The sequence below is a fragment of the Blastococcus sp. SYSU DS0619 genome (genome assembly GCF_054051035.1).
Genome location: NZ_JBJHAM010000001.1, coordinates 116577 through 137919 on the forward strand (window position 1 = coordinate 116577; position 21343 = coordinate 137919).

Annotated in this window: 21 protein-coding genes and 4 tRNA genes; 6 read left to right on the forward strand and 19 right to left on the reverse strand. The window is 73.6% G+C overall.

The genetic code is table 11. The annotated features are described in order from the left end of the window. Positions 1-22: 22 nt before the first annotated feature. The 15 genes from ACI79T_RS00545 to ACI79T_RS00615 form a co-directional block, all read right to left on the reverse strand. The gene (locus ACI79T_RS00545) at positions 23-1114 is read right to left on the reverse strand and encodes a heparan-alpha-glucosaminide N-acetyltransferase domain-containing protein (RefSeq protein WP_456608479.1); all 1092 of its coding nucleotides are present in this window, start codon (positions 1112-1114) and stop codon (positions 23-25) included. 2 nt (positions 1115-1116) lie between these two features. Next, complete coding sequence (gene pdxS, locus ACI79T_RS00550) at positions 1117-2025, reverse strand: pyridoxal 5'-phosphate synthase lyase subunit PdxS (RefSeq protein WP_456608093.1); 909 nt, start codon at positions 2023-2025, stop codon at positions 1117-1119. Between the two features lie 54 nt (positions 2026-2079). Then, on the reverse strand, positions 2080-2631 hold the full coding sequence (locus ACI79T_RS00555) for a LemA family protein (RefSeq protein WP_456608094.1): 552 nt from the start codon (positions 2629-2631) through the stop codon (positions 2080-2082). An 11-nt stretch (positions 2632-2642) separates the two neighbouring features. Further along, positions 2643-3857: a glycosyltransferase family 4 protein gene (locus ACI79T_RS00560; protein WP_456608095.1), complete on the reverse strand. Its 1215-nt coding sequence runs from the start codon at positions 3855-3857 to the stop codon at positions 2643-2645. Beyond that, positions 3857-4801: a phosphatidylinositol mannoside acyltransferase gene (locus ACI79T_RS00565; RefSeq protein WP_456608096.1), complete on the reverse strand. Its 945-nt coding sequence runs from the start codon at positions 4799-4801 to the stop codon at positions 3857-3859. The genes ACI79T_RS00560 and ACI79T_RS00565 overlap by 1 nt, the downstream gene beginning before the upstream one ends. Continuing rightward, entirely contained in the window at positions 4798-5415 is a 618-nt protein-coding gene (gene pgsA / locus ACI79T_RS00570; protein WP_456608097.1) for a phosphatidylinositol phosphate synthase, read from the reverse strand. Before pgsA ends, ACI79T_RS00565 begins: the two co-directional genes overlap by 4 nt. Continuing rightward, the gene (locus tag ACI79T_RS00575) at positions 5416-6021 is read right to left on the reverse strand and encodes an HIT family protein (RefSeq protein ID WP_456608098.1); all 606 of its coding nucleotides are present in this window, start codon (positions 6019-6021) and stop codon (positions 5416-5418) included. Next, the gene (gene thrS / locus ACI79T_RS00580; protein ID WP_456608099.1) at positions 6018-8012 is read right to left on the reverse strand and encodes a threonine--tRNA ligase; all 1995 of its coding nucleotides are present in this window, start codon (positions 8010-8012) and stop codon (positions 6018-6020) included. Before thrS ends, ACI79T_RS00575 begins: the two co-directional genes overlap by 4 nt. A 142-nt stretch (positions 8013-8154) precedes the next feature. After that, on the reverse strand, positions 8155-9288 hold the full coding sequence (locus tag ACI79T_RS00585; protein ID WP_456608100.1) for a CapA family protein: 1134 nt from the start codon (positions 9286-9288) through the stop codon (positions 8155-8157). Further along, entirely contained in the window at positions 9285-9842 is a 558-nt protein-coding gene (locus ACI79T_RS00590; protein WP_456608101.1) for an MOSC N-terminal beta barrel domain-containing protein, read from the reverse strand. Before ACI79T_RS00590 ends, ACI79T_RS00585 begins: the two co-directional genes overlap by 4 nt. Before the next feature lie 10 nt (positions 9843-9852). After that, the gene (locus tag ACI79T_RS00595; protein ID WP_456608102.1) at positions 9853-10245 is read right to left on the reverse strand and encodes an HNH endonuclease; all 393 of its coding nucleotides are present in this window, start codon (positions 10243-10245) and stop codon (positions 9853-9855) included. A gap of 78 nt (positions 10246-10323) precedes the next feature. After that, a tRNA-Val gene (locus ACI79T_RS00600) sits at positions 10324-10395 on the reverse strand. A gap of 26 nt (positions 10396-10421) precedes the next feature. Continuing rightward, positions 10422-10880 carry a TIGR02611 family protein gene (locus tag ACI79T_RS00605; protein ID WP_456608103.1) on the reverse strand — a complete coding sequence of 153 codons (459 nt, stop codon included), beginning with the start codon at positions 10878-10880 and terminating at the stop codon, positions 10422-10424. A 26-nt stretch (positions 10881-10906) separates the two neighbouring features. Continuing rightward, complete coding sequence (locus tag ACI79T_RS00610; protein WP_456608104.1) at positions 10907-11722, reverse strand: anti-sigma factor; 816 nt, start codon at positions 11720-11722, stop codon at positions 10907-10909. Further along, the gene (locus ACI79T_RS00615; protein ID WP_456608105.1) at positions 11719-12360 is read right to left on the reverse strand and encodes a sigma-70 family RNA polymerase sigma factor; all 642 of its coding nucleotides are present in this window, start codon (positions 12358-12360) and stop codon (positions 11719-11721) included. The genes ACI79T_RS00610 and ACI79T_RS00615 overlap by 4 nt, the downstream gene beginning before the upstream one ends. Before the next feature lie 126 nt (positions 12361-12486). On the opposite strand from ACI79T_RS00615, the gene ACI79T_RS00620 reads away from it, so the two are divergent. The 4 genes from ACI79T_RS00620 (at position 12487) to ACI79T_RS00635 (ending at position 13358) form a co-directional block, all read left to right on the forward strand. Next, positions 12487-12951, forward strand: coding sequence for an SsgA family sporulation/cell division regulator (locus ACI79T_RS00620; protein WP_456608106.1), 465 nt, complete (start codon positions 12487-12489; stop codon positions 12949-12951). Positions 12952-13045: 94 nt separating this feature from the next. Next, positions 13046-13117 (forward strand) — tRNA-Gly (locus tag ACI79T_RS00625). Between the two features lie 41 nt (positions 13118-13158). After that, positions 13159-13229: transfer RNA gene (locus ACI79T_RS00630), tRNA-Cys, on the forward strand. 54 nt (positions 13230-13283) lie between these two features. Next, a tRNA-Val gene (locus tag ACI79T_RS00635) sits at positions 13284-13358 on the forward strand. Between the two features lie 98 nt (positions 13359-13456). On the opposite strand, the gene coaE is transcribed toward ACI79T_RS00635, so the two are convergent. Continuing rightward, the gene (gene coaE / locus ACI79T_RS00640; protein ID WP_456608107.1) at positions 13457-14047 is read right to left on the reverse strand and encodes a dephospho-CoA kinase; all 591 of its coding nucleotides are present in this window, start codon (positions 14045-14047) and stop codon (positions 13457-13459) included. A 146-nt stretch (positions 14048-14193) separates the two neighbouring features. On the opposite strand from coaE, the gene ACI79T_RS00645 reads away from it, so the two are divergent. Next, positions 14194-14454, forward strand: coding sequence for a hypothetical protein (locus ACI79T_RS00645; protein ID WP_456608108.1), 261 nt, complete (start codon positions 14194-14196; stop codon positions 14452-14454). A 421-nt stretch (positions 14455-14875) separates the two neighbouring features. Here ACI79T_RS00645 and rpsA read toward each other — a convergent pair whose 3' ends face one another. Beyond that, the gene (rpsA, locus tag ACI79T_RS00650; protein WP_456608109.1) at positions 14876-16351 is read right to left on the reverse strand and encodes a 30S ribosomal protein S1; all 1476 of its coding nucleotides are present in this window, start codon (positions 16349-16351) and stop codon (positions 14876-14878) included. Between the two features lie 219 nt (positions 16352-16570). Here rpsA and ACI79T_RS00655 point away from each other — a divergent pair, with 219 nt between their 5' ends. Next, a complete protein-coding gene (locus ACI79T_RS00655; RefSeq protein ID WP_456608110.1) occupies positions 16571-17416 on the forward strand; it encodes a class I SAM-dependent methyltransferase in 846 nt (281 codons plus the stop codon). A gap of 11 nt (positions 17417-17427) precedes the next feature. On the opposite strand, the gene ACI79T_RS00660 is transcribed toward ACI79T_RS00655, so the two are convergent. Both ACI79T_RS00660 and polA read right to left on the reverse strand, forming a co-directional pair. Next, on the reverse strand, positions 17428-18495 hold the full coding sequence (locus ACI79T_RS00660) for an AI-2E family transporter (protein ID WP_456608111.1): 1068 nt from the start codon (positions 18493-18495) through the stop codon (positions 17428-17430). 76 nt (positions 18496-18571) lie between these two features. Beyond that, the gene (gene polA, locus ACI79T_RS00665) at positions 18572-21319 is read right to left on the reverse strand and encodes a DNA polymerase I (RefSeq protein ID WP_456608112.1); all 2748 of its coding nucleotides are present in this window, start codon (positions 21317-21319) and stop codon (positions 18572-18574) included. Positions 21320-21343 lie beyond the last annotated feature (24 nt).

The following is a 21343-nucleotide window of genomic DNA, read 5'->3' on the forward strand; positions in this document are numbered from 1 at the left end:
ACCGGCCACGTTACGGCTGCCCTCACACCGCGGGCGACGACGGGGCGAGCCCGGCGACCCGGCTCGACGTCCGGGTGAGCAGCCACTCCAGCGGTCCGCGGCCGACCGCGCGCCGCCACATCCACGCACCGGCCAGCGCGGCGACGGCGAACCACAGCCACGTGCCCGCCCCCTGTGCCTGCGCGGGAGCCAGGTCCATGAGCACCCGGATGACCAGGAGGTGCGTGGAGTACACGGTCAGCGCGAGCGCCCCCACCGCAGCGAGCGGGGAGGTCAGCCGTGGCAGCCGCTCGGCGGCCAGCAGGCAGGTCACCACGACCAGGACGGCGAGGCCGGTGGAGCCGACCACCTCGAAGGTGGTCCCGCTGTGCGGTTCGGCGCCGGTCAGCCAGCGGACGTCGAAGGCCCCCGGGGCCCCGAACCCGGTCTCCGGGCCGGCGGAGGGCACGCCGTCGGCCAGCCGCCGGGTGCTCACCCAGCCGCCGCCGTAGCCGGCGACCACGGCCGCCGCGCCCGCCGCGGCCAGCCGGCGCCGGACCACGTCGGAGGTCAGGTCCAGCCGGCCCACCGCCAGGCCCACCAGGACGAACGCGATCCACAGCAGCGCCGGGTAGTAGCCGGTGACCAGCAGCGAGGGGACGAGCGCGTCCGCCACCTGCACCGTCACGAGCACCTGCCCGACGACGACGAGCAGCGGCGGGACCACGACGGCGACGAGGGCAGCGGCCAGGAGCAGCCGGCGCACCGGCCAGCGCAGGAACGGCAGCACGAGGACGAAGAGCACCCCGTACACGCCCAGGATGACCGCGACGAAGGTGTCCAGCTGCTGGAGCGCCCAGCCGATCGCGAAGACCCACGCCGCGCGGACGAGGATCCGCACCCGCACCCGGGTGAGCTCCGGGCCCGCGGGTGGCCGGGTGCGCCCGGAGAGGAGCGCGACCGAGATGCCGGCCAGGGTGGCGAAGAGGATCGACGACCGGCCGTCGACCAGCGCGGACCAGGTCCGTGGGTCGGGCCGCAGCTCGCCACCGAGCCGCATGTGCGCGGCGAACATGCCGAGCACGGCGAGCCCCCGGGCGACGTCCAATCCGGCGATGCGGCGCTGGACCCCCATGCTCACCAGCCGCGGGTGGCGTACCGCTCGCTCTCCGGGAGCGTGGCGACGTTGATCCCGACCATCGGCTCGCCCAGCCCGCGGGAGACCTTGGCGATGACCTCGGGATCGTCGTAGAAGGTGGTGGCCTGCACGATGGCCGCGGCACGCTGCGCCGGGTCGCCGGACTTGAAGATGCCCGAGCCGACGAAGACCCCCTCGGCGCCCAGCTGCATCATCATCGCCGCGTCGGCGGGGGTGGCGATGCCGCCGGCGGTGAACAGGACGACGGGCAGCTTGCCGAGCCGGGCGACCTCCGCGACCAGGTCGTACGGCGCACGCAGCTCCTTGGCGGCGACGAACAGCTCGGTCTCGTCCAGCGTGCCCAGCGCCCTGATCCCGGCGCGGAGCGACCGCATGTGCCGGGTGGCCTCGACGACGTTGCCGGTGCCCGCCTCCCCCTTGGAGCGGATCATGGCCGCGCCCTCGGAGATGCGGCGCAGCGCCTCGCCGAGGTCGGTGGCGCCGCAGACGAACGGCACGGTGAACGCGCTCTTGGCGATGTGGTGCGCCTCGTCGGCCGGGGTCAGCACCTCGGACTCGTCGATGTAGTCGACCCCGAGCGCCTGCAGCACCTGGGCCTCGACGAAGTGCCCGATCCGCGCCTTGGCCATGACCGGGATGGAGACCGCGGCGATGATGCCCTCGATCATCTCGGGGGCGCTCATGCGGGCGATGCCGCCCTGGGCGCGGATGTCGGCCGGCACCCGCTCCAGCGCCATGACCGCGACCGCGCCGGCGTCCTCGGCGATCCTCGCCTGTTCCGGGGTGACGACGTCCATGATCACGCCGCCCTTGAGCTGCTCGGCCATCCCGCGCTTCACCCGGTCGGTGCCGGTCGCGGTGCTGGTCTGGTCGAGGTGCTCTGCCACGGGTGCCGCCTTCGGGTGGACGAATCGGGTTGTGCACGACCGACCCTACGGGCGTCAGCCGGACCGGTGGCCGGCCGGGTCGGCGTCCCGGATCACCGCGCCCAGCCGGTCGTCGATGTCGAAGTACCGCGGCAGCCGGTGGGTCCGGTGCAGACCGGTCCAGCGGGGGAACCGGCGGCCCCGCAGCTCCCGCGTGTCGCGGACGGCGTCGTTGTAGAACCGCCGGGCCAGCGCGACCCGCGTCTGCGTGCCCGCGAGGTCGGTGCGCAGCGCGGCAGGCACACCCGGGAGGTCGGCGGGCAGCTCGTGCAGGTCGTGGCCCAGGGCGTTCTCGGCCAGCTCGCGGTCCCCGTCGGTCCGCGAGGTGCGCGCCTCCCGGGCGCCGGCGGCCAGCCGGGCGGCCAGCTCCGGGCCCAGGGCCGCCGGGTGGTTGCGGGCCAGCTCCTCGGCCAGCCCGGCCCGGCGCTGCAGCTGGGCGTCCAGCGACGCCCACGCGCGGTCCACCCGTGCCGCGAGCCGCCGCAGCCGGGTCAGCGTCCAGACGGCCCAGCCGAGCAGGACGAGCAGGATCCCGGTGGCGAGCAGCAACCAGGCCTCGGGCGTCACGGGGGTCGAGGCTAGCGGCGCGGCCGCCGGATGCGGGGAGGTTGCCTCGCGGTGCCTGTCGGCGGCACCGCGGGGAAGTCGTCGTCGGTGCCGGCGGTCACCACGCCACCACCCGCGGGCAGCACGGTCTCGTAGACGGCGAGGATGCGGCGGGCGAGCACCTGCCAGTCGTACTGTGCGGCCGCGGCCGACCCCCGGGCCGCCAGCCCCGCCCGGCGCCCCGGGTCGGCGAGGAGCTCGTCCAGGGCCTGGCCGAGCGCGGCGGCGTCGTTGCGGCGCACCAGCACCCCCGCGTCGCCGCCGTCGAGCACGCGGGAGAACGCATCGAGATCGCTGGCCACGATGGGCGCGCCGGCCGCCATCGCCTCGATGAGGATGACGCCGAAGGACTCACCGAGGAGGTTGGGCGCGCAGTACACGTCCACCGAGCGGAGGAAGGCCGCCTTGTCGGCCTCCGAGATCTCGCCCAGCAGCGTCACCGACGGGCGCAGCTCCTCCCCCACCAGCCGCCACAGCTCGTCGGCGTCGCCGCGCCCGGCGACCAGCAGCCGCACGTCGGGGTGCCGCCGGACCACCCCGCGCATGGCCTCGAGCAGCACCGGCAGGCCCTTGCGCGGCTCGTCGTAGCGGCCCAGGAAACCGATGGTCGGGGGCCCGCCGGTGCCCCGCCCGAAGCCCGGCAGCGGAGGGCCCTCGGCGAAGAACGGCACGTGCACCCCGTTGGGCAGGATCACCGCGTCGCCGCCGAGGTGCTCGACCTGCACCCGTCGCGCGAAGTCGGAGACGGCGATCCGGCCGCTGATCTTCTCCAGCCACGGCCGGGTCATGGGCCCGACCGCGGCCAGCCACTTGGACCGGGTGGTGGCGGCGTGGAACGTCGCCACGATGGGGCCGGTCGCGATCATGCAGACCAGCAGCGACACCGACGGCGTCGCCGGCTCGTGCACGTGCACCACGTCGAAGCGGCCCTCACGCAGCCAGCGGCGCACCCGCGCGGCCGACACCGGCCCGAACTGCAGGCTCGCCATCGACCCGTTGTAGGGCACCGGGACGGTCCGGCCGGCGAAGGTCAGGTACGGGTCGCTGACCGACTCCTCGCGTTCGGCGGGGGTCAGCACCTCCACGTGGTGCCCCATGCCGCGCAGCGTCTCGGCCAGGTCGCGCACGTGGTATTGCACGCCCCCGGGGACGTCCCACCGGTACGGGCACACCAGGCCGATGCGCATCAGCGCGTCTCCTCCCGACCGCGACGCGGCGGGTCCGGCGGCACGTCGGGCCAGATGCGGCCGAGCATGTGCCAGTCCTCGGGCCGCTCGGCGATCCCCTCGGTGAACGCGTCGGCGACGCCCTGCATCGCACCGGCCACCCGGTCCCGGAGCCGGCCCGGACCCCGCACCGGCACCTCCGGGTAGACGTGCATCCGCCAGCCGTCGTCGCTGAACCGGCAGACGGCCGGGTGCAGCGCGGCGCCGGTCTGGTCGGCGAGGAGCGCGGGACCACCGGGCATGGTGGCCGGTCGCCCGAAGAAGCTGACCGGGACGCCGCCGGTGCCCAGGTTGCGGTCGACGAGGAGGCAGCTGGCTCCGCCGTCCTTCAGCCAGTCGCGGAGCACCTCGGAGCTCGGCCGGGGCCCGCCGGTGAGGGGGACCACGCGCATGCCGAGCGTCTCGCGGTAGTCGAGGAACCGGCGGTAGAGCGACTCGGGACGCAGCCGCTCGGCCACCGTCATGAACGGTCCGTCCAGCCAGTCGACGAACCAGACACCGGCGGCGTCCCAGTTGCCGCTGTGCGGCAGGGCGACCACCAGGCCACGGCCCTGGTCGCGGGCGGCCGCCAGGTGCTCGGCGCCCTCGATCACGCTGCCGTCGAGGATCCGCTGGGTGCCGAGCGTCGGCAGCCGGAAGGCCTCCTGCCAGTAGCGCGCGTAGGAGCGCATCGCCCGGACGGTCAGGTCCTGGAGCTCCGCCTCGGCCAGCCGGTCCCCGGTGGCCACGCGCAGGTTCGCCCGGAGCTGCCGCACGCCGCGCCCGTCCCGCTCCGCCGTCCACCGGCCGACGCGGTCGAACGCGCCCCGGGCGACCGGCTCGGGCAGCATCCGCACCGCCCGCCAGCCGGCCGCGTAGCCGGCGTCGGCCAGCCGCTCCGCCACCCGGGCGCGGGCGCCGCTCACGGCTCGATCCGCCGTCCACCGGCGGCGCGCTTCACGGCGAGCACGCGCTGACCCACCGTGATCGCACTCCCGACCAGCAGCACCCAGAGCGCCACGTGCACGGCGTACGGGATCCCGAGGCCGGTGAACCCGGTGCCCACCAGGACCAGGATCAGCCGCTCGGTGCGCTCGACCACCCCGACGTCGCAGGCCAGGCCCACGCCCTCGGCGCGCGCCTTGATGTAGGAGGTGAGCACGCCCAGCACCAGGCAGAGCAGGGCGAGCAGGACCAGCAGCCGGTTGTCCCCGGCCCCCGAGAACCACCAGACCAGCGCGCCGAAGATGGCGGCATCGGCGGCGCGGTCGCCGACGGAGTCCAGCACCGCGCCGAACACCGAGCCGCCACCGCGCAGCCGCGCGAGGGCGCCGTCGAGCATGTCGAGCAGCACGAAGACCGTGACGGTGAAGGCGCCCCAGAAGAGGTGGCCGGTGGCGATCAGGCCGGCGGCCCCGGCGATCGCGCCGACGGTGCCGGTGACGGTCACCATGTCGGGGGTGATCCCCACGCGGGCCAGCCGGGTCGCGAGCGGGTTGACCACCTTGGCCACGACGGGCCGGGCGTTGACGCCGAGCACTCAGGCCTCCGCCGGGGTGGTGGGGTGGGCGGACGGACCCGGGGGCGCGACGTGCCCGGCCCAAGCGGCGGCCAGCAGTTCCCGGGTCTCCCGGAGCACCTGCGGCAGCACCCGGGTGAGGCCGATGACCGGCATGAAGTTGGTGTCCCCGCCCCAGCGCGGCACGGCGTGCTGGTGCAGGTGGTCGGCGATGCCCGCCCCGGCCACCGACCCCTGGTTCATGCCGATGTTGAACCCGTGCGCACCGGTGACCGCGCGCACCACCCGCATCGCCGTCTGGGTGAAGGACCCCAGCTCGGCCACCTCGTCGGCGGTGAGGTCGGTGTAGTCGGGCACGTGCCGGTACGGGACCAGCATCAGGTGCCCGGCGTTGTACGGGTACAGGTTCAGCACGGCGAACACCGACGCGCCCCGGGCGACGACCAGCCCCTCCTCGTCGCCGAGGGTGGGGATGACGCAGAACGGGCAGTCGTGCGTCCCGGTGGGCTTGCCCTCACCCCGGATGTAGGCCATCCGGTACGGCGTCCAGAGGTGCTCGAACACCGTCGCCGGACCGCCGTCGTCGGAGGAGACCGGCACCCGGTAGGGCAGGTTGTCCTCGCTCATCCGGGGACCGCCGTGGTCTCCGCCGCCGGATCGGCGTTGCTCCGGGTGGCGATCCAGGCCGCGATCCGCTCGACGGCGTGGTCGACGGCCACCCCGTTGTCCTGGCTCCCGTCGCGGAACCGGAAGGAGACCGCCCCCGCCTCCGCGTCGGTGGCGCCGGCGATGAGCACGAAGGGCACCTTCTGCTTCGACGCGGTGCGGATCTTCTTCTGCATCCGGTCGTCGGAGTCGTCGATCTCCACCCGGATCCCGCGGGCGCGCAGCTTCAGGGCGACGTCGGTCAGGTACGGCACCTGCTCGTCGGTGACCGGGATGCCCACGACCTGCACCGGGGCCAGCCACGCCGGGAAGGCACCGGCGTAGTGCTCGGTGAGGACGCCGAAGAAGCGCTCGATCGAGCCGAACTTCGCCGAGTGGATCATCACCGGCTGCTGGCGGCTGCCGTCGGAGGCGCTGAACTCCAGGCCGAAGCGGGCCGGCTGGTTGAAGTCGTACTGGATCGTCGACATCTGCCAGGTGCGGCCGATCGCGTCACGGGCCTGGACGGAGATCTTCGGGCCGTAGTAGGCCGCGCCGCCGGGATCGGGCACCAGCTCGAGGCCGGTCTCCTTCGCCGCCTCCTCGAGGACGGCGGTCGCGACCGCCCACTCCTCGTCGGACCCGATGAACTTGTCCGAGTCGTCGCGGGTGGAGAGCTCCAGGTAGTAGTCGTCGAGGCCGAAGTCGCGCAGCAGGCCCAGCACGAAGGACAGCAGGTGCCGGATCTCCCCCGGCGCCTGCTCGGGGGTGACGTAGCTGTGCGAGTCGTCCTGGGCGAAGCCCCGCACCCGGGTCAGGCCGTGGACGACGCCGGACTGCTCGTACCGGTAGACCGACCCGAACTCGAACAACCGCAGCGGCAGCTCGCGGTAGGACCGCCCGCGCGACCGGAAGATCAGGTTGTGCATCGGGCAGTTCATGGCCTTGAGGTAGTACTTCGCGTTGTCCAGGTCCATGCCCGGGAACATGGTCTCCTCGTAGTACGGGAGGTGACCGGAGGTCTCGAACAGCCCGCTCTTGCTGATGTGCGGCGTGCCGACGTAGTCGAACCCCTCCTCCAGGTGCCGGCGGCGGACGTAGTCCTCCATCTCCCGCTTGATCACCCCGCCCTTGGGGTGGAAGACGGGCAAGCCGGAGCCGATCTCGTCGGGGAAGCTGAACAGGTCCAGCTCCACGCCGAGCCGGCGGTGGTCGCGGCGCTCGGCCTCGGCCAGGTGTTCCAGGTAGGCCTTGTGCGCGTCCTTGCTCTCCCACGCGGTGCCGTACACCCGCTGCAGCTGCGGGTTCTTCTCGCTGCCGCGCCAGTACGCGGCGGCGCTGCGGGTGAGGGAGAACGCCGGGATGGTGCTGGTGCGCGGCAGGTGCGGGCCGCGGCACAGGTCGGTCCAGACCAGGTCACCGGTCCGCGGGTCGAGGTTGTCGTACATGGTCAGCTGCGCGCCGCCCACCTCGACGGAGGCGCCGTCGTCCTCGGACGGCGCCTCGCCGGCGCCCCCCTTGAGGCCGATCAGCTCGAGCTTGTACGGCTCGTGCGCGAGCTCGGCCTGGGCGTCGGCGTCGCTGATCTCCCGGCGGCTGAAGTGCTGACCCGCCTTGACGATCTCCTGCATCCGCTTCTCGAGGGCCTTGAGGTCCTCGGGGGTGAACGGCCGCTCGGGGTCGAAGTCGTAGTAGAAGCCGTTCTCCACGGGCGGGCCGATGCCGAGCCGGGTGCCGGGGAACAGGTCCTGCACCGCCTGCGCGAGCACGTGGGCGGCCGAGTGCCGGATGACCGCGCGGCCGTCCGCACTGGCGGCCGGCACCGGGTCCACCTCGGCATCGGCGTCCGGGGTCCAGGCGAGGTCCTTGAGGTCGCCGGTGGCCAGGTCACGGACGACGACGGCGCCGTCGGGGCCCTTGAGGGGCACGCCGGCGTCCTTCAGCGCCTGCTGCGCCGTCGTCCCGGCCGGCACCCGGATCGGTCCGACTGCGGTTGGCGAGGGCGGGGTCGACACAGGGGCTCCAGGGGGTCGTGTGCGGCGTCGTCGGCGGACCGGGCAGCCCGGTCACCGGCCCCGAGCCTAGTGCGCGGGCCCGGTCGGACCCGCAGCCCTTTCACCGCGCGGCGAGCACCAGCCCGTCGGCGACGGCGCCCCGCATGTCCAGCACCTCGGCGACCCGCTGGTAGGTCGCCGGGTCGGCGGGGCGCACCGTCACCGCGTCCGCGGCCACCTCGATGGCCAGCGGTACCGCCTCCGCGGCCGTGACCGTGAACCGACCGTCCGCGCCGCGGGTGAAGGTGAACCGCACCGCCACCGAGTCCTCGGTCGGGTAGCCGCGGGTGGCGTGCTCGGCGATGTGGTTGCCGAGGCCGTAGGCGGCCCACTCCCCGTCGATCCGCTCGACGGGCTGCACCACGTGCGCGTGGTGGCCGAGCACGAGGTCGACGTCCGGCGAGGCGAGCAACGTGCGCACCGCGGCCTCCTGCTGCGCCGTCGGCTCGTGCCGGTACTCCTGGCAGCAGTGCAGGCTGGCGACGACGATCTCCGCCCCGGCGGCGCGGGCGCGGGCGGCGGCCGCAAGCATCGGGCTGACGTCGGGCACGGCGACGACGTCGACCGACCACTCCCGTCCGGTCGGCAGCGGGACGCCGTTGAGGCCGAAGGTGCCGGCCACGTGCCCGACCCGCACGCCGTCGACGTCGAGGACGAGCGGCTCGGTGCTCTCGGCCGCGGAGCGGTAGGTGCCGGTGTGCGCGACGCCGGCCGCGTCGAGGACGTCCAGCGTGCGCACCAGGCCGTCGGTCCCGGCGTCGAGCGAGTGGTTGGACGCCGTCGAGCACAGGTCGTAGCCGGCCCCGGCGAGCGCGTCGACGATCTCCGGCTGCACGGCGAAGCTCGGGTAGCCGCGGTAGGGGCCGCCGTCGGGGGCGACCGGCGTCTCCAGGTGGCAGATGGCCAGGTCCGCGGCGCCGATCAGGTCCGCGACCGGGGCCAGGACCGCGGAGAAGTCGTAACCGCCGTCGTCCTGGAGCGCGCCGGCGGTGAGCGCGCGGCCCTGGTGGACCAGGACGTCACCGGTGGCCAGCAGCGTGACGCTGTCCGGCGGGGGCGGTTCGGTCGGCCGCGGAGCCTCGCTCGCCCGCGGTGACGTCGTCGTCGCCTGCGGTGCGTCCGGCTGCGACTCCCCGCCGCAGCCGGCCAACAGCACCGTCAGGGCGAGGAGGACTGCGGAGCGGCGGTACGTCACGGCCGCGGCTGGAGCAGGACGACGTCGCCGACGGAGACCTGCCCGGGCCGTCGCACCTCCGCGTAGACGCCCAGGCAGTGCTTCGGCGTCCGGGTGATCGCCAGCTCCGCGTCCCCGATGCGCACGGTCCGGCCGACCCAGCCGCGCTCGTCGTCGTCGGGCAGGTCGAGCAGCACGTTGGCCCGCGGGTCGTCGGCGGAGCACCCCTCGGGGACGTCGCCCCCGGCGGCCCGCTCGATCGCCTGGCGGGAGACCAGGTGCACGGCGGCCGCGTCGGCCCCCGACCCGCCCTCCGCGGGCCGGACGCGGACCTCCCGGCCGAGGGCCTGCGCCACCGTCCGCTCGTCGGCGGCCGGGTCGCCGGTGGGCGTGAGCGCGGCGAGCCCGGGTGCGTGCCGGCCCCGGAGCACCTCGCCGGTGGCGGCGTCGACGACGGTGGCGGCGCGGTCGCCCTCGGGCCCGGTGGCGGCCAGCCGCACCCGGTCTCGCGCCGTCCCGCCGAGGGACTTCACCGGGTAGATCCAGATCTGCGCCACGCGCCCGGCCGTCGTCACGGCACCGACCCTAGGCCGCGTCCCGAGCCCGTCGCAGGCGGCGGAGCTGGGCGTCCAGGTAGGGCCGCGCCCGCCGCTGGCCCCCGGTGCGGACGATCGCCTGCGCCAGCGCCTCCAGCGTCCGGGCCAGGCGGTCCCCGTCGGCCGGCCAGCCACGGCGCCGGCACTCCTCCAGCCACTCCACCGGGGTGCGGTGCCCGCGCTGGCCGTTGCAGCGACCGCAGGCGGCGACCTCGTTCTCCAGCCAGGACGGGCCGCCCTTGACCCGGGGCACCACGTGCTCGGTGGTGGGCCGGACCTGTGCGGAGAACGGCCGCCCGCACCAGACGCAGCTGGCGCCGTCCCGGTCGAGGATCAGCTGCAGCCGGGCCGCGCGATCGGGCTGGGCGCTCACCTCTGCCATGGTCCCGCGTCCGCGCGCATCGCGCCGCAGGACGACGAAGGCCCGGCCCGCTGCTGCGGGCCGGGCCTCTCGTACCGGTGGGCGATACTGGGTTCGAACCAGTGACCTCTTCGGTGTGAACGAAGCGCTCTACCACTGAGCCAATCGCCCGGTACGCGTCCGATTGTGCCAGACGCTCACCGCCAGAGCGGTACCCACCCCGGTACCCAGTCGGGCACGCCCACGAGGTGCAGGCTGACGACCAGGATGCCGTAGACGAACACCGCGGTCGCCAGCCCCAGCACCAGCCGCACCCACACCGGCTGGGCGGTGACCCAGTCGGTCCAGCGCGTGACGTGCCGCTTGGTGAACTCGAGCAGGCGCTCGGCCCAGGTGAACTCGGTGGCGAGGACGAAGAGGCCGGCGATGACGGTGAGCCAGCCGGGGCCGGGCAGCGGGATGGTGAGCAGCCCGATGGCGACGATCACCCCGCCGACGACCCCGACACCGACCCGGTAGCCGTGGTTGACGCTCCGGCGGACCGCGAGCCGCCGGCGCCAGCGCAGCACAGCGACCCGCTCGCGGAGGCTGTACACCTCGTCGGCGTCGTACCGCTCACGCCGCTCGTCGGCGGTCTCCGGGTGCGTGTGGTCCATGGCTGCTGCTGTGGTCCTCGGTCCGCTCAGCTGGTCACCTGCCCGGTCGCGACGACCTCCGTCGGAGCCGACGGAGCCTGGCGACCGGGCTCGAGGCTGATGCCGTACTCGGGGAACGCGTCGACCCCGGTCTCCCCGGAGCCTACGGAATGGATCTCGATCTGTGACCGTGCGACGTCGAACTCGCCGAGCGCCACGGGATCGCCCTCGCCGAGCCCCCACACCACGTACGTCGTCGACGCCTGGTCGTTGGGGTCCAGCCCGTCGGTGACCACCTGCAGCGCGTCGTCCCGGACCACCACGGTCGCCACCTGCTGCTCGCCGGCGGCGAGGGGCGCGACGGCGGCCCGGCCCGGACGCAGCAGCTCGGCCACGACCTGCTCCTGGGCGGCCACGGTCGAGCGGAGCTCCTCCTGCGCCCGGTCCAGGGCCACGACCCACAGGCCGAGCCCGACCACCGCCGCGACCGCGGCGGCGACGAGTGCCCGGGGAAGAAGGCTCCGCTTCGCCGGGCGCGCGCGGCGCGGCACCGGCCGGGGGCCGGTGCGCTCGGCGGCGCTGACCGGGACGGCGGCCGGCGGGCCCGCGGGTGGCGTCGCTGCCGGGGGCAGCTGCTCGGTCTCCTCCACCGCGGCCCGGAGCCGAGACCGCAGGTCCGGTGAGGGCTCGGCCTGGGGCAGGTCGTGCGCCATGGCGGCCATGACCTCCGACGTCTCGGCGACCGTCCGGGCGCAGCGCTCGCAGGTGGCCAGGTGCCGACCGAAGGCCGCCTCGTCCTCCGGCTCCAGCGCGTGCAGCGCCCAGCCCACCGCCAGCTCGTCGTACTCGTGCTCGCCGTTCATCGCGCCGTCCCGTCCATCGGCGTGCCGCCGTCCAGCGCTCCCCCGCCCGTCGTGCCGCCGAGCTCCGACCTCAGCCGCCGCATACCGGCCAGCATCCGGGTCTTGACGGTGCCGAGCGGTGTCCCGGTCAGCGCGGCCACCTCCCGCTGGGTGTAGCCCCCGTAGTACGCGAGCGTGAGGGCCTCCTTCTGCGGACCGGGCAGCTCGCCCAGGGCGGAGCGCACCTGCTCGGCGACCACCCGGGACCACGCGTCGTCCTCCACGTCGCGGGTAGCGCCGGGCGCAGCCAGCACGGCCTCGTCCTCGGCCCGCGCCTGCCGACGCCGCTGCGACTCCTCGCGCCGCACCGCGTCGACCGCCTTGTGGTGCACCACCGCGAGCAACCAGGAGGCGAAGCTCCCGCGGGCGCCGTCGTAGGCGCTCGGGTCCCGCCAGACCATCAGGAACACGTCCTGGAGGACGTCCTCGGCCAGCCCGTCGTCGGCCAGGATCCGGCGGGCCAGCGCGAACGCGGGGCGCCGGAAGCGGTCGTACAGGTCGTCGACGGCGCTGCGGTCTCCGGCGCGGATGCGCCGGAGGATCTCGGCATCCCCGACGCCGTCCTCCGGCCGGAGTACCGGTCGGCTCACGGCGCCCATCGTCACACGGGGCGTTCGTCGCGACACGCCCATCCGGTTCGAACCACCCGCCCGTGACGCATGATGCGGGTGTGACCTCACCCTCTGAGCCGCGTCACTCCTCGTCCTCCCGGTCGTTGACCTGACATGACGAGCCGATGGATGCCCGGCCACATCTCCCCCATCACTCTTCAGCTTGTCGGGCCGCAGTCGTGGACCGAGGTCCCGGCGCTGCTCTGCTACGACCCCACCGACCCGTTCGCGGTCCGGATCGCCTTCGGTGACGCCGGCGAGCCCGACGGCGCGACCGAGGGCGAGGAAGGCATCGCGTGGCTGGTGAGCCGCGAGCTGCTGCAGGCCGGCCTGGAACACCCGGCCGGCGACGGCGATGTCCGCGTCTGGCCGGCCCACGCGACGGCCGACCTGCTCTTCCTGCACCTGCGGGCCCCGTCCGGCGAGGCGCTCTTCGAGCTCTCCCGCGCGACGGTCGCCGCCTTCCTGCGGCACACGGAGGCCCTGGTGCCGCCGGGCTCGGAGAGCGAGCTGCTCCGCCTGGACCAGGAGCTCGACGCCCTGCTGTCCAACGGCGGACCGGACTCGCCAGGGCGCTGACCTGGGAAGATGCCGGCGCGGCACCCCTGGGAGGGGGCGGGGGGACCCCCCCTTCAAACCCCCTCAGGGCGTCCGCTAAAGTTCTTCTCGTAACGCGGACGTGGCTCAGTGGTAGAGCATCACCTTGCCAAGGTGAGGGTCGCGGGTTCGAATCCCGTCGTCCGCTCGGAACCTCGGGCACCGGTCGAGAGACTGGTGCCCGCGTGCGGTGGAGTGGCCGAGAGGCGAGGCAACGGCCTGCAAAGCCGTCTACACGGGTTCAAATCCCGTCTCCACCTCGTCTCCTCTGCGGAGCACGAGCGCGGAGGAGGGTCCGGTCGTGAGGCCGGAACGGGCGATTGGCGCAGCGGTAGCGCGCTTCCCTGACACGGAAGAGGTCACTGGTTCGATCCCAGTATCGCCCACCACACGGAACCCCAGGACGCCGACCGGGCGCCTGGGGTTCTCTCGTTCACCGGGCCGGTCGTCGGCCACCCGGCGCCGGCAGAGTGGGTAGCCCCCTCGGTCACCGGCGGGCTACCCGCTCCGCCCAGAACCGGTCGACCTGCTCGGCCAGCTGCTCGAGCGTGCCGTTGTTGTCGAGCACGACGTCCGCGGCCGCGCGGCGCTGCTCGTCGGTCGCCTGCGCGGCGATCCGGGCGCGGGCGTCGCTCTCGGCCAGACCCCGTTCGACCAGTCGCGCCACCCGCGTCTCGGCGTCGGTGTCCACCACCAGCACCAGGTCGTAGGCACCGGCCTGACCGGTCTCCACGAGCAGCGGCACGTCGTTGACCACGACGGCATCGGCCGGCGCAGCCGCGACCAGCTCTGTCGAGCGCTCCCGGACCAGGGGGTGCACCAGTGCATCGAGTCGTCGGCGGGCGCTCTCGTCGGAGAAGACGATCGCGGCCAGCGCCGCCCGGTCGAGAGATCCGTCGTGGGCGAGCACGCCGTCGCCGAACTCGGCCGCGACCGCGGCGAGCCCCGGTGTGCCGGTCTCCAGCACCGCACGGGCGATCCGGTCGGCGTCCACGACCAGGGCGCCCCGCTCGGCGAGCATCCTGGAGACGGTGCTCTTGCCCGAGCCGATCCCACCCGTCAGTCCGATCCTCAGCATGCACGGACAGTAGCGACCACCCGGAGCCGACATCACGGAGAGGTAACACGGACCCGGCACACCCGGCGCGTCGCAGTAGTCACACGCGCCCCACCGCTAACGTCTGCCCCGGCGATCTTCCCCGCCCAGAGAGGCAGACCGAGAACATGTCCCGACACACGCCCGCCGCATCCCCGTCGTCCCGCGCCGCCGGCCGGCACCGGCTCGGCTCTGCCACGGGCGTGCGCTGCGCCGACATCCCTGCCGTCCGTGAGCGGATGCAGTTCCAGCGGCCCGCCGTCGCCCACCGCAGCTCGCTGCTGCGCTGGATGTTCCAGACGCCGACCACCGGCCGCCACACGTGGAGCTTCCTCGCCGGCTCCGGCGGCCGCCCCCGCACGGCGTTCGCCATCATCCTCAGCCTGTGAGCCGAGCGCCGGTCCTGCCCTGACGTGGTGGCGACCGGCGCCTGCTGCACAGGACTCCCCACTCCCCCGCCGGTGGATCCACGGCGTCGCTGGGGCGGCGAACAGCCGGCACGGAGGTGCCGCCCTACGAGGGCGACCGCTGAGCACTGACGGAAGGGCCCGTGGACCTCGTCCACGGGCCCTTCGTCGTTCCCGCTGCCCGTCGCCGGTACAGCGGCGCTCGCCGCCGCGCCCGGTGCGGAGACGATGGCTCGGGGTCGCAGGTGGGCGCGCGCGCAGGGCTCCTCCTGCCGGAGCGCGCTCCGCGCATTTCCACGCAGCACCCGGGACGCCGCAGCTCCGGCCCCGGGAACGCCAGAGGCCCAGGACCGGATCGGTCCTGGGCCTCCGACGTGCAGAGCTAGCGGGTCAGACCCTCAGGTCACTCCCCGCCGGCCAGCTTGGCACGCAGCGCCGCGAGCGCCTCGTCGCTGGCCAGCGTGCCGCCGCCACCACTGGTGGCCGGGGCATCCGGGCCGGCGACGTCGTCGCTGGAGTAGCTGCCACCGGCCGCCGCCTCGGCGTCGGCCTCCTTGGCGGCCGCGATCTGCTTGCGGTGCGCCTCGAAGCGGGCCTGGGCCTCGGCGTACTGCCGCTCCCACGTCTCGCGGGCCTCGTCGTAGCCCTCGAGCCACTCGCCGGTGTCCGGGTCGAAGCCCTCGGGGTAGATGTAGTTGCCCTGCTCGTCGTAGGCAGCGGCCATGCCGTAGGCGGCGGGGTCGAACTGCTCCTCGTCGCCGACGACGCCCTCGTTGGCCTGCTTGAGCGAGAGCGAGATGCGGCGGCGGTCCAGGTCGATGTCGATGACCTTGACCAGGATCTCGTCGCCCACCTGCACGACCTGCTCCGGGATCTCCACGTGGCGCTCGGCCAGCTCGGAGATGTGCACCAGGCCCTCGATGCCCTCGTCGACGCGCACGAACGCACCGAAGGGAACCAGCTTGGTGACCTTGCCGGGGACGACCTGCCCGATCTGGTGGGTGCGGGCGAACTGACGCCACGGGTCCTCCTGCGTCGCCTTCAGCGACAGGGAGACCCGCTCGCGGTCCAGGTCGACGTCGAGGACCTCGACGGTGACCTCCTGGCCCACCTCGACGACCTCGGACGGGTGGTCGATGTGCTTCCACGACAGCTCGGAGACGTGCACGAGGCCGTCCACGCCGCCGAGGTCCACGAACGCACCGAAGTTGACGATCGAGGAGACGACACCCGAACGGACCTGACCCTTGGCGAGCTTGTTGAGGAACTCGCTGCGGACCTCGGACTGGGTCTGCTCCAGCCACTGGCGACGGGACAGGACCACGTTGTTGCGGTTCTTGTCGAGCTCGATGATCTTCGCCTCGAGCTCGCGGCCCACGTAGGGCTGCAGGTCGCGCACGCGACGCATCTCGACCAGCGACGCCGGGAGGAACCCGCGCAGGCCGATGTCCAGGATGAGACCACCCTTGACGACCTCGATGACGGTGCCGGTGACGACCTCGTCGGCTTCCTTCTTGGCCTCGATCGTGCCCCAGGCGCGCTCGTACTGCGCGCGCTTCTTGGAGAGGATCAGCCGCCCTTCCTTGTCCTCCTTCTGGAGGACCAGGGCTTCCACCTCGTCGCCGACGCTGACGACCTCGTTCGGGTCGACGTCGTGCTTGATGGACAGCTCGCGCGAGGGGATGACGCCCTCGGTCTTGTAGCCGATGTCCAGCAGCACCTCGTCCCGGTCCACCTTGACGATGACGCCCTCGACGATGTCGCCATCGTTGAAGTACTTGATCGTCTGGTCGATCGCCGCGAGGAAGTCCTCGGCGGTACCGATGTCGTTGATGGCGACCTGGGGGGTGCTGGAAGGACGGACCTGAGTGGAGGTCATGTGGTTGGTTGCTCCGGACGGTTTATGCGTAGGGACAGGACGACCCGCGGCCGTCGGACCGCGGGGAGGTGCAGCAGGGAGAACCGGCGCGGGCATTCCCGGAGGGGAAGTGCACGACAGACCTCTGGCGCCTCTCCATCGTACGGACGGCGGCCGCGTCCGGTCCACCTGGGTGCGACCGGTCTTCCCCGACCGGCGGCGTGTCACGATCGGCGTGTCATGAGCGCACCCCCTCCCGGCCCGGCCCTCCCCCTCGGCAGCGACGGCTACCCCGCCGCCGGCGGGGTGGCCCGCCGCTCCGCGGGCGCCGAGGAGTCGGCGCGCGCCAACCGGCGCTGGTGGGATGCGGCGGCGCCCGCCTACCTGGCCGAGCACGGCTCCGACCTCGGGGACGCCGACTTCCTGTGGTGCCCCGAGGGGCTGCGGGAGGCCGACGCCCACCTGCTCGGCGACGTCGCCGGACGGCGGGTGCTCGAGATCGGCTGCGGCTCCGCCCCCTGCGCCCGCTGGCTGCGGACGGCGGGCGCCGAGGTCGTGGCGCTCGACCTCTCGGCCGGGATGCTCGCCCGGGCCGCCGAGCTCAACCGGTCCACCGGCATCCCGGTCCCGCTCCTGCAGGCCGACGCCGGCGCGCTGCCCCTGGCCGACGCCAGCGTCGACCTCGCCTGCTCCGCCTTCGGCGGGTTGCCGTTCGTGGCCGACATCGAGGGTGCGCTGCGCGAGGTGTCCCGGGTGCTGCGCCCCGGGGGCCGGTTCGTCGCCTCGGTGAACCACCCGATGCGCTGGCCGTTCCCGGACTCCCCCGATCCGGAGGACCTGCGGATCGTCTCCTCGTACTTCGACCGCACGCCGTACGTGGAGACCGACGCCGCCGGCGGCACCGTCTACGTCGAGCACCACCGCACGGTCGGTGACTGGGTGCGGGCCGTCGTCGGTTCCGGGCTGGTGCTGCAGGACCTGCTCGAGCCGGAGTGGACCCCCGGCCGGACCCAGAACTGGGGTCAGTGGTCCCCCGAGCGCGGCGCCCTGGTGCCCGGGACCCTGGTCCTGGTCTGCTCCGCCTGAGGGAGCCGGACTCAGCCGCCGGCCACGGGTGGGGAGCCGTGCCGGACCCACACCTCGTGCGCCCCGGCCGTGACCGCCGCCGCGAGGGGCACGAACAGCAGGGCACCGGGGATCCCCCAGAGCAGGCCGCCGGCGGTGACCGCGATGAGCACCATCGCCGCGTTGATCGGCAGCCGGTTCTTCATCACGTACGGCTCGACGACGTCGTTGCCGATCTGCTGCACGACCACGACCAGCCCGAGCACCAGGGCCGCTGTGCCCAGGCCGTCGGAGGCGTACGCGACGACCACCGCGGCCAGCCCGGCGACCACGGCACCGACGGTCGGGATGTAGGACGCCAGGAACTGCATCGCGGCCAGGGTGAGCGCCAGCGGGATCCCCAGGAGGACCAGGCCGAGCCCGATGCCGATCGCGTCGAACGCCGCGACGATCGTCAGACCGCGCACGTAACCACCGACCGTCGTCCACGCGGCGCGACCGCCGGCGTCGACGTCCTCCCGGACCCGGCCGCCGAACTTGCCGAGCACCCAGCGCCACATGTCGGGGCCGCTGACGAGGAAGAGGAAGGCCAGGGCGAGAGCGAGGAACGAGGCGACCAGCACCTCGGCCGCGGTCTGCGCCGGCCCGAGGAGCTGGCCGGCGCCCGTGCCCGAGCCCGTCCCCCCGCCGGACCCGGAGGCCGATCCCGTCCAGGGCAGCGAGACGCCGAACCTCTCGGAGAGGTCGGACGCCGCCTGCTCGAACTGGTCCCGTAGGCGCGGCAGCTGCTCGGCGATCCGGACGCCGAGCCCGACGACGGCGCCGACCAGCGCGCCGAGCAGCAGCAGCACGGCGCCGCCGGCGGCCACCCAGCGGGGCACGCCTCTCCGCCCGGCCCACGCGACCGCCGGTGCGAAGACCCCGGCGACCAGCAGGCCCACCAGCACGGCGACGAGCAGGACGGTCAGCTTGACGGCGAACCCGGCGAGCAGCCACAGCAGGACGGCGAGCACCAGCAGCCGCCCACCCACCGCGGCGCTCCGCACCAGCCAGTCGGGCGCCTGCGTGGTCGGCCGGTCGGGACGTGGCTCAGCAGTCACCTGAAGGGTGTTGACCAGCGGGACCGCGCTGACACATGGTCGGGGCACACCCTCACCCTCGACCGGAGGGTGAGGTTCAGTGTGCGGCCTCGTCCCAGGTGCGGCCGAAGCCGACCGACACCTCGAGCGCCACCGACAGGTCCGCCGCTCCGGCCATCTCCCGGCGGACCAGCGCCTCGAGGGCCTCCCGCTCCCCCGGCGCCACCTCGAGCACGAGTTCGTCGTGGACCTGCAGCAGCATCCGCGACCGCAGACCCTCCGTGGCGATGGCCTTCTCCACGTTGAGCATCGCGACCTTGATGACGTCGGCGGCGGACCCCTGGATCGGCGCGTTGAGCGCCATCCGTTCGGCCATCTGCCGGCGCTGCCCGTTGTCGCTGGTGAGGTCGGGCAGGTAGCGCCGTCGCCCCAGCGTGGTCTCGGTGTAGCCGGTCTGCCGGGCGTCGTCCACGACGCCGTCCAGGTAGTCGCGGATGCCGCCGAAGCGCTCGAAGTAGGCGTGCATCTGCTCGCGCGCCTCCTCGACGGAGATGCGCAGCTGCCCGGACAGCCCGTAGGCGGAGAGCCCGTACGCCAGCCCGTAGCTCATCGCCTTGATCCGGCGGCGCATCTCCGGGTCGACGTCGGAGATCGGGATGTCGAACGCCTTCGAGGCGACGAAGGAGTGCAGGTCCTCCCCCGACGTGAACGCCTCGATGAGACCTTCGTCGCCGGAGAGGTGGGCCATGATCCGCATCTCGATCTGGCTGTAGTCCGCCGTCATCAGGGACTCGTAGCCGGCGCCGACCACGAAGGCCTGCCGGATCCGGCGCCCCTCGGCGGTCCGGATCGGGATGTTCTGCAGGTTCGGGTCGGTCGACGACAGCCGGCCTGTGGCGGCGATCGTCTGCTGGAAGGTCGTGTGGATGCGGCCGCCGTCGTCGACCATCGGGATCAGGCCGTCGATGACCGTGCGCAGCCGGGTGACGTCGCGGTGGCGCATCAGGTGCTCGAGGAACGGGTGCCCGGTCTGCGCGAGGAGGTTCGTCAACGCCTCGGCGTCGGTGGTGTAGCCGGTCTTGTTCTTCTTCGTCTTGGGCAGGCCCAGCTCGTCGAACAGGACGATCTGCAGCTGCTTGGGCGAGCCGAGGTTCACCTCGCGCCCGATCACCGCGTAGCACTCGGCCGCCGCCGCGGCGACGCCGTCGGCGAACTCCCGCTGCAGCTCGCGCAGGAAGTCCAGGTCGGCGGCGATGCCGCGGTACTCCATGGCGGCCAGCACCCGGGTGAGCGGCAGCTCGATCTCGCCCAGCAGGTGGGCTCCCCCGCGCTGGCCGAGGACGGTCTCCAGCGCTTCGGAGAGGTCGTTGACCGCGACGGCCTTGAGCACGTCGGCGTGCGCCGCCTCGCGGGCGACGTCGTCCTCGCTGGGGCCCAGCCCGTCGAGGGTGAGCTGCCCCTCGGGCTCGGCGGCGTCCCTGAGCTCGCGCCGCAGGTAGCGGACGGCGAGATCCCCCAGGTCGAACGACCGCTGCCCCGGCAGCGCCAGGTAGGCGGCCAGCGCCGTGTCGCTGACGATCCCGTCGAGCTCCCAGCCGCGCGCCCAGATCGCCAGCAGCGGGCCCTTGACCTCGTGCACGACCTTCGCCGCCGCCGGGTCGGCGAGCCAGGCGGCCAGCGCCTGCTCGTCGGCGACGTCGAGGCCGGGGCCGACGTCGACGAACGTGGCGTGCCCGTCAGCGGCCGCGAGCCCGATGCCGGCGAGCTCACCGGCGCCGCGGCCCCAGGACCCGCGGAAGATGACGCCGGTGCTCCCCGTCCGGGTGTGCGCCTGCAACCAGTCCCCGAGCCCGCCCGCCGGCACCTCGTCGACCTCGACGTCGAAGCCGCCCTCGACCTCCGGCTCGGCGCTGGTGAGCGTGGCGAAGAGCCGGTCGCGCAGCACGCGGAACTGCAGGTTGTCGAAGAGCGTGTGCACCTCGTTGCGGTCCCACGACTGGACGGCCAGGTCCTGCGGGCCGAGGTCGAGGGAGACCGCGCGGTCGAGCTCGGTCAGCCGCCGGTTCTGCAGCACCGCGGACAGGTGCTCGCGCAGCTTCTCGCCGACCTTGCCCTTCACCGTGTCGACCTGGTCGACGAGCGCGTCGAGCGAGCCGTACTCCCGCACCCACTTGGCGGCGGTCTTCTCACCGACGCTCGGGATGCTGGGCAGGTTGTCGCTCGGGTCGCCCCGCAGCGCGGCGAAGTCGGGGTACTGGGCCGGCGTCAGCCCGTACTTGGCCTCGACCTCCTCCGGGGTGAACCGGGTCATGTCCGAGACGCCCTTGCGCGGGTAGAGGACGGTGACGTGCTCGTTCACCAGCTGGAGCGCATCGCGGTCGCCGGTGGCGATCAGCACGTCCATGCCCTGCTCGACCGCCTGCACGGTGAGGGTGGCGATCACGTCGTCGGCCTCGTAGCCCTCGGCGGTGATGACCGGGACCCGCAGGGCCCCCAGCACCTCCTGCACGAGGCTGACCTGCCCGCGGAAGTCGGTCGGGCTCTCGGCCCGGTTCGCCTTGTACTCGGCGTAGATCTCGCTGCGGAAGGTCTTGCGGCCGACGTCGAAGGCCACGGCGAGGTGCGTGGGCTGCTCGTCGCGCAGGATGTTGATCAGCATCGACGTGAAGCCGTAGACGGCGTTGGTCGGCTGCCCCGTGGTCGTGGAGAAGTTCTCCACCGGCAGCGCGAAGAAGGCGCGGTAGGCGAGGGAGTGCCCGTCGAGCAGGAGCAGCCGTGGACGCGGCGCCGTGCTGGTGGGGTCGGCGGACGGCGGGGCGCTGGGGGTACTCACCGGAGCGGACATCGCCGTCGATCCTAGGGGCGCTCA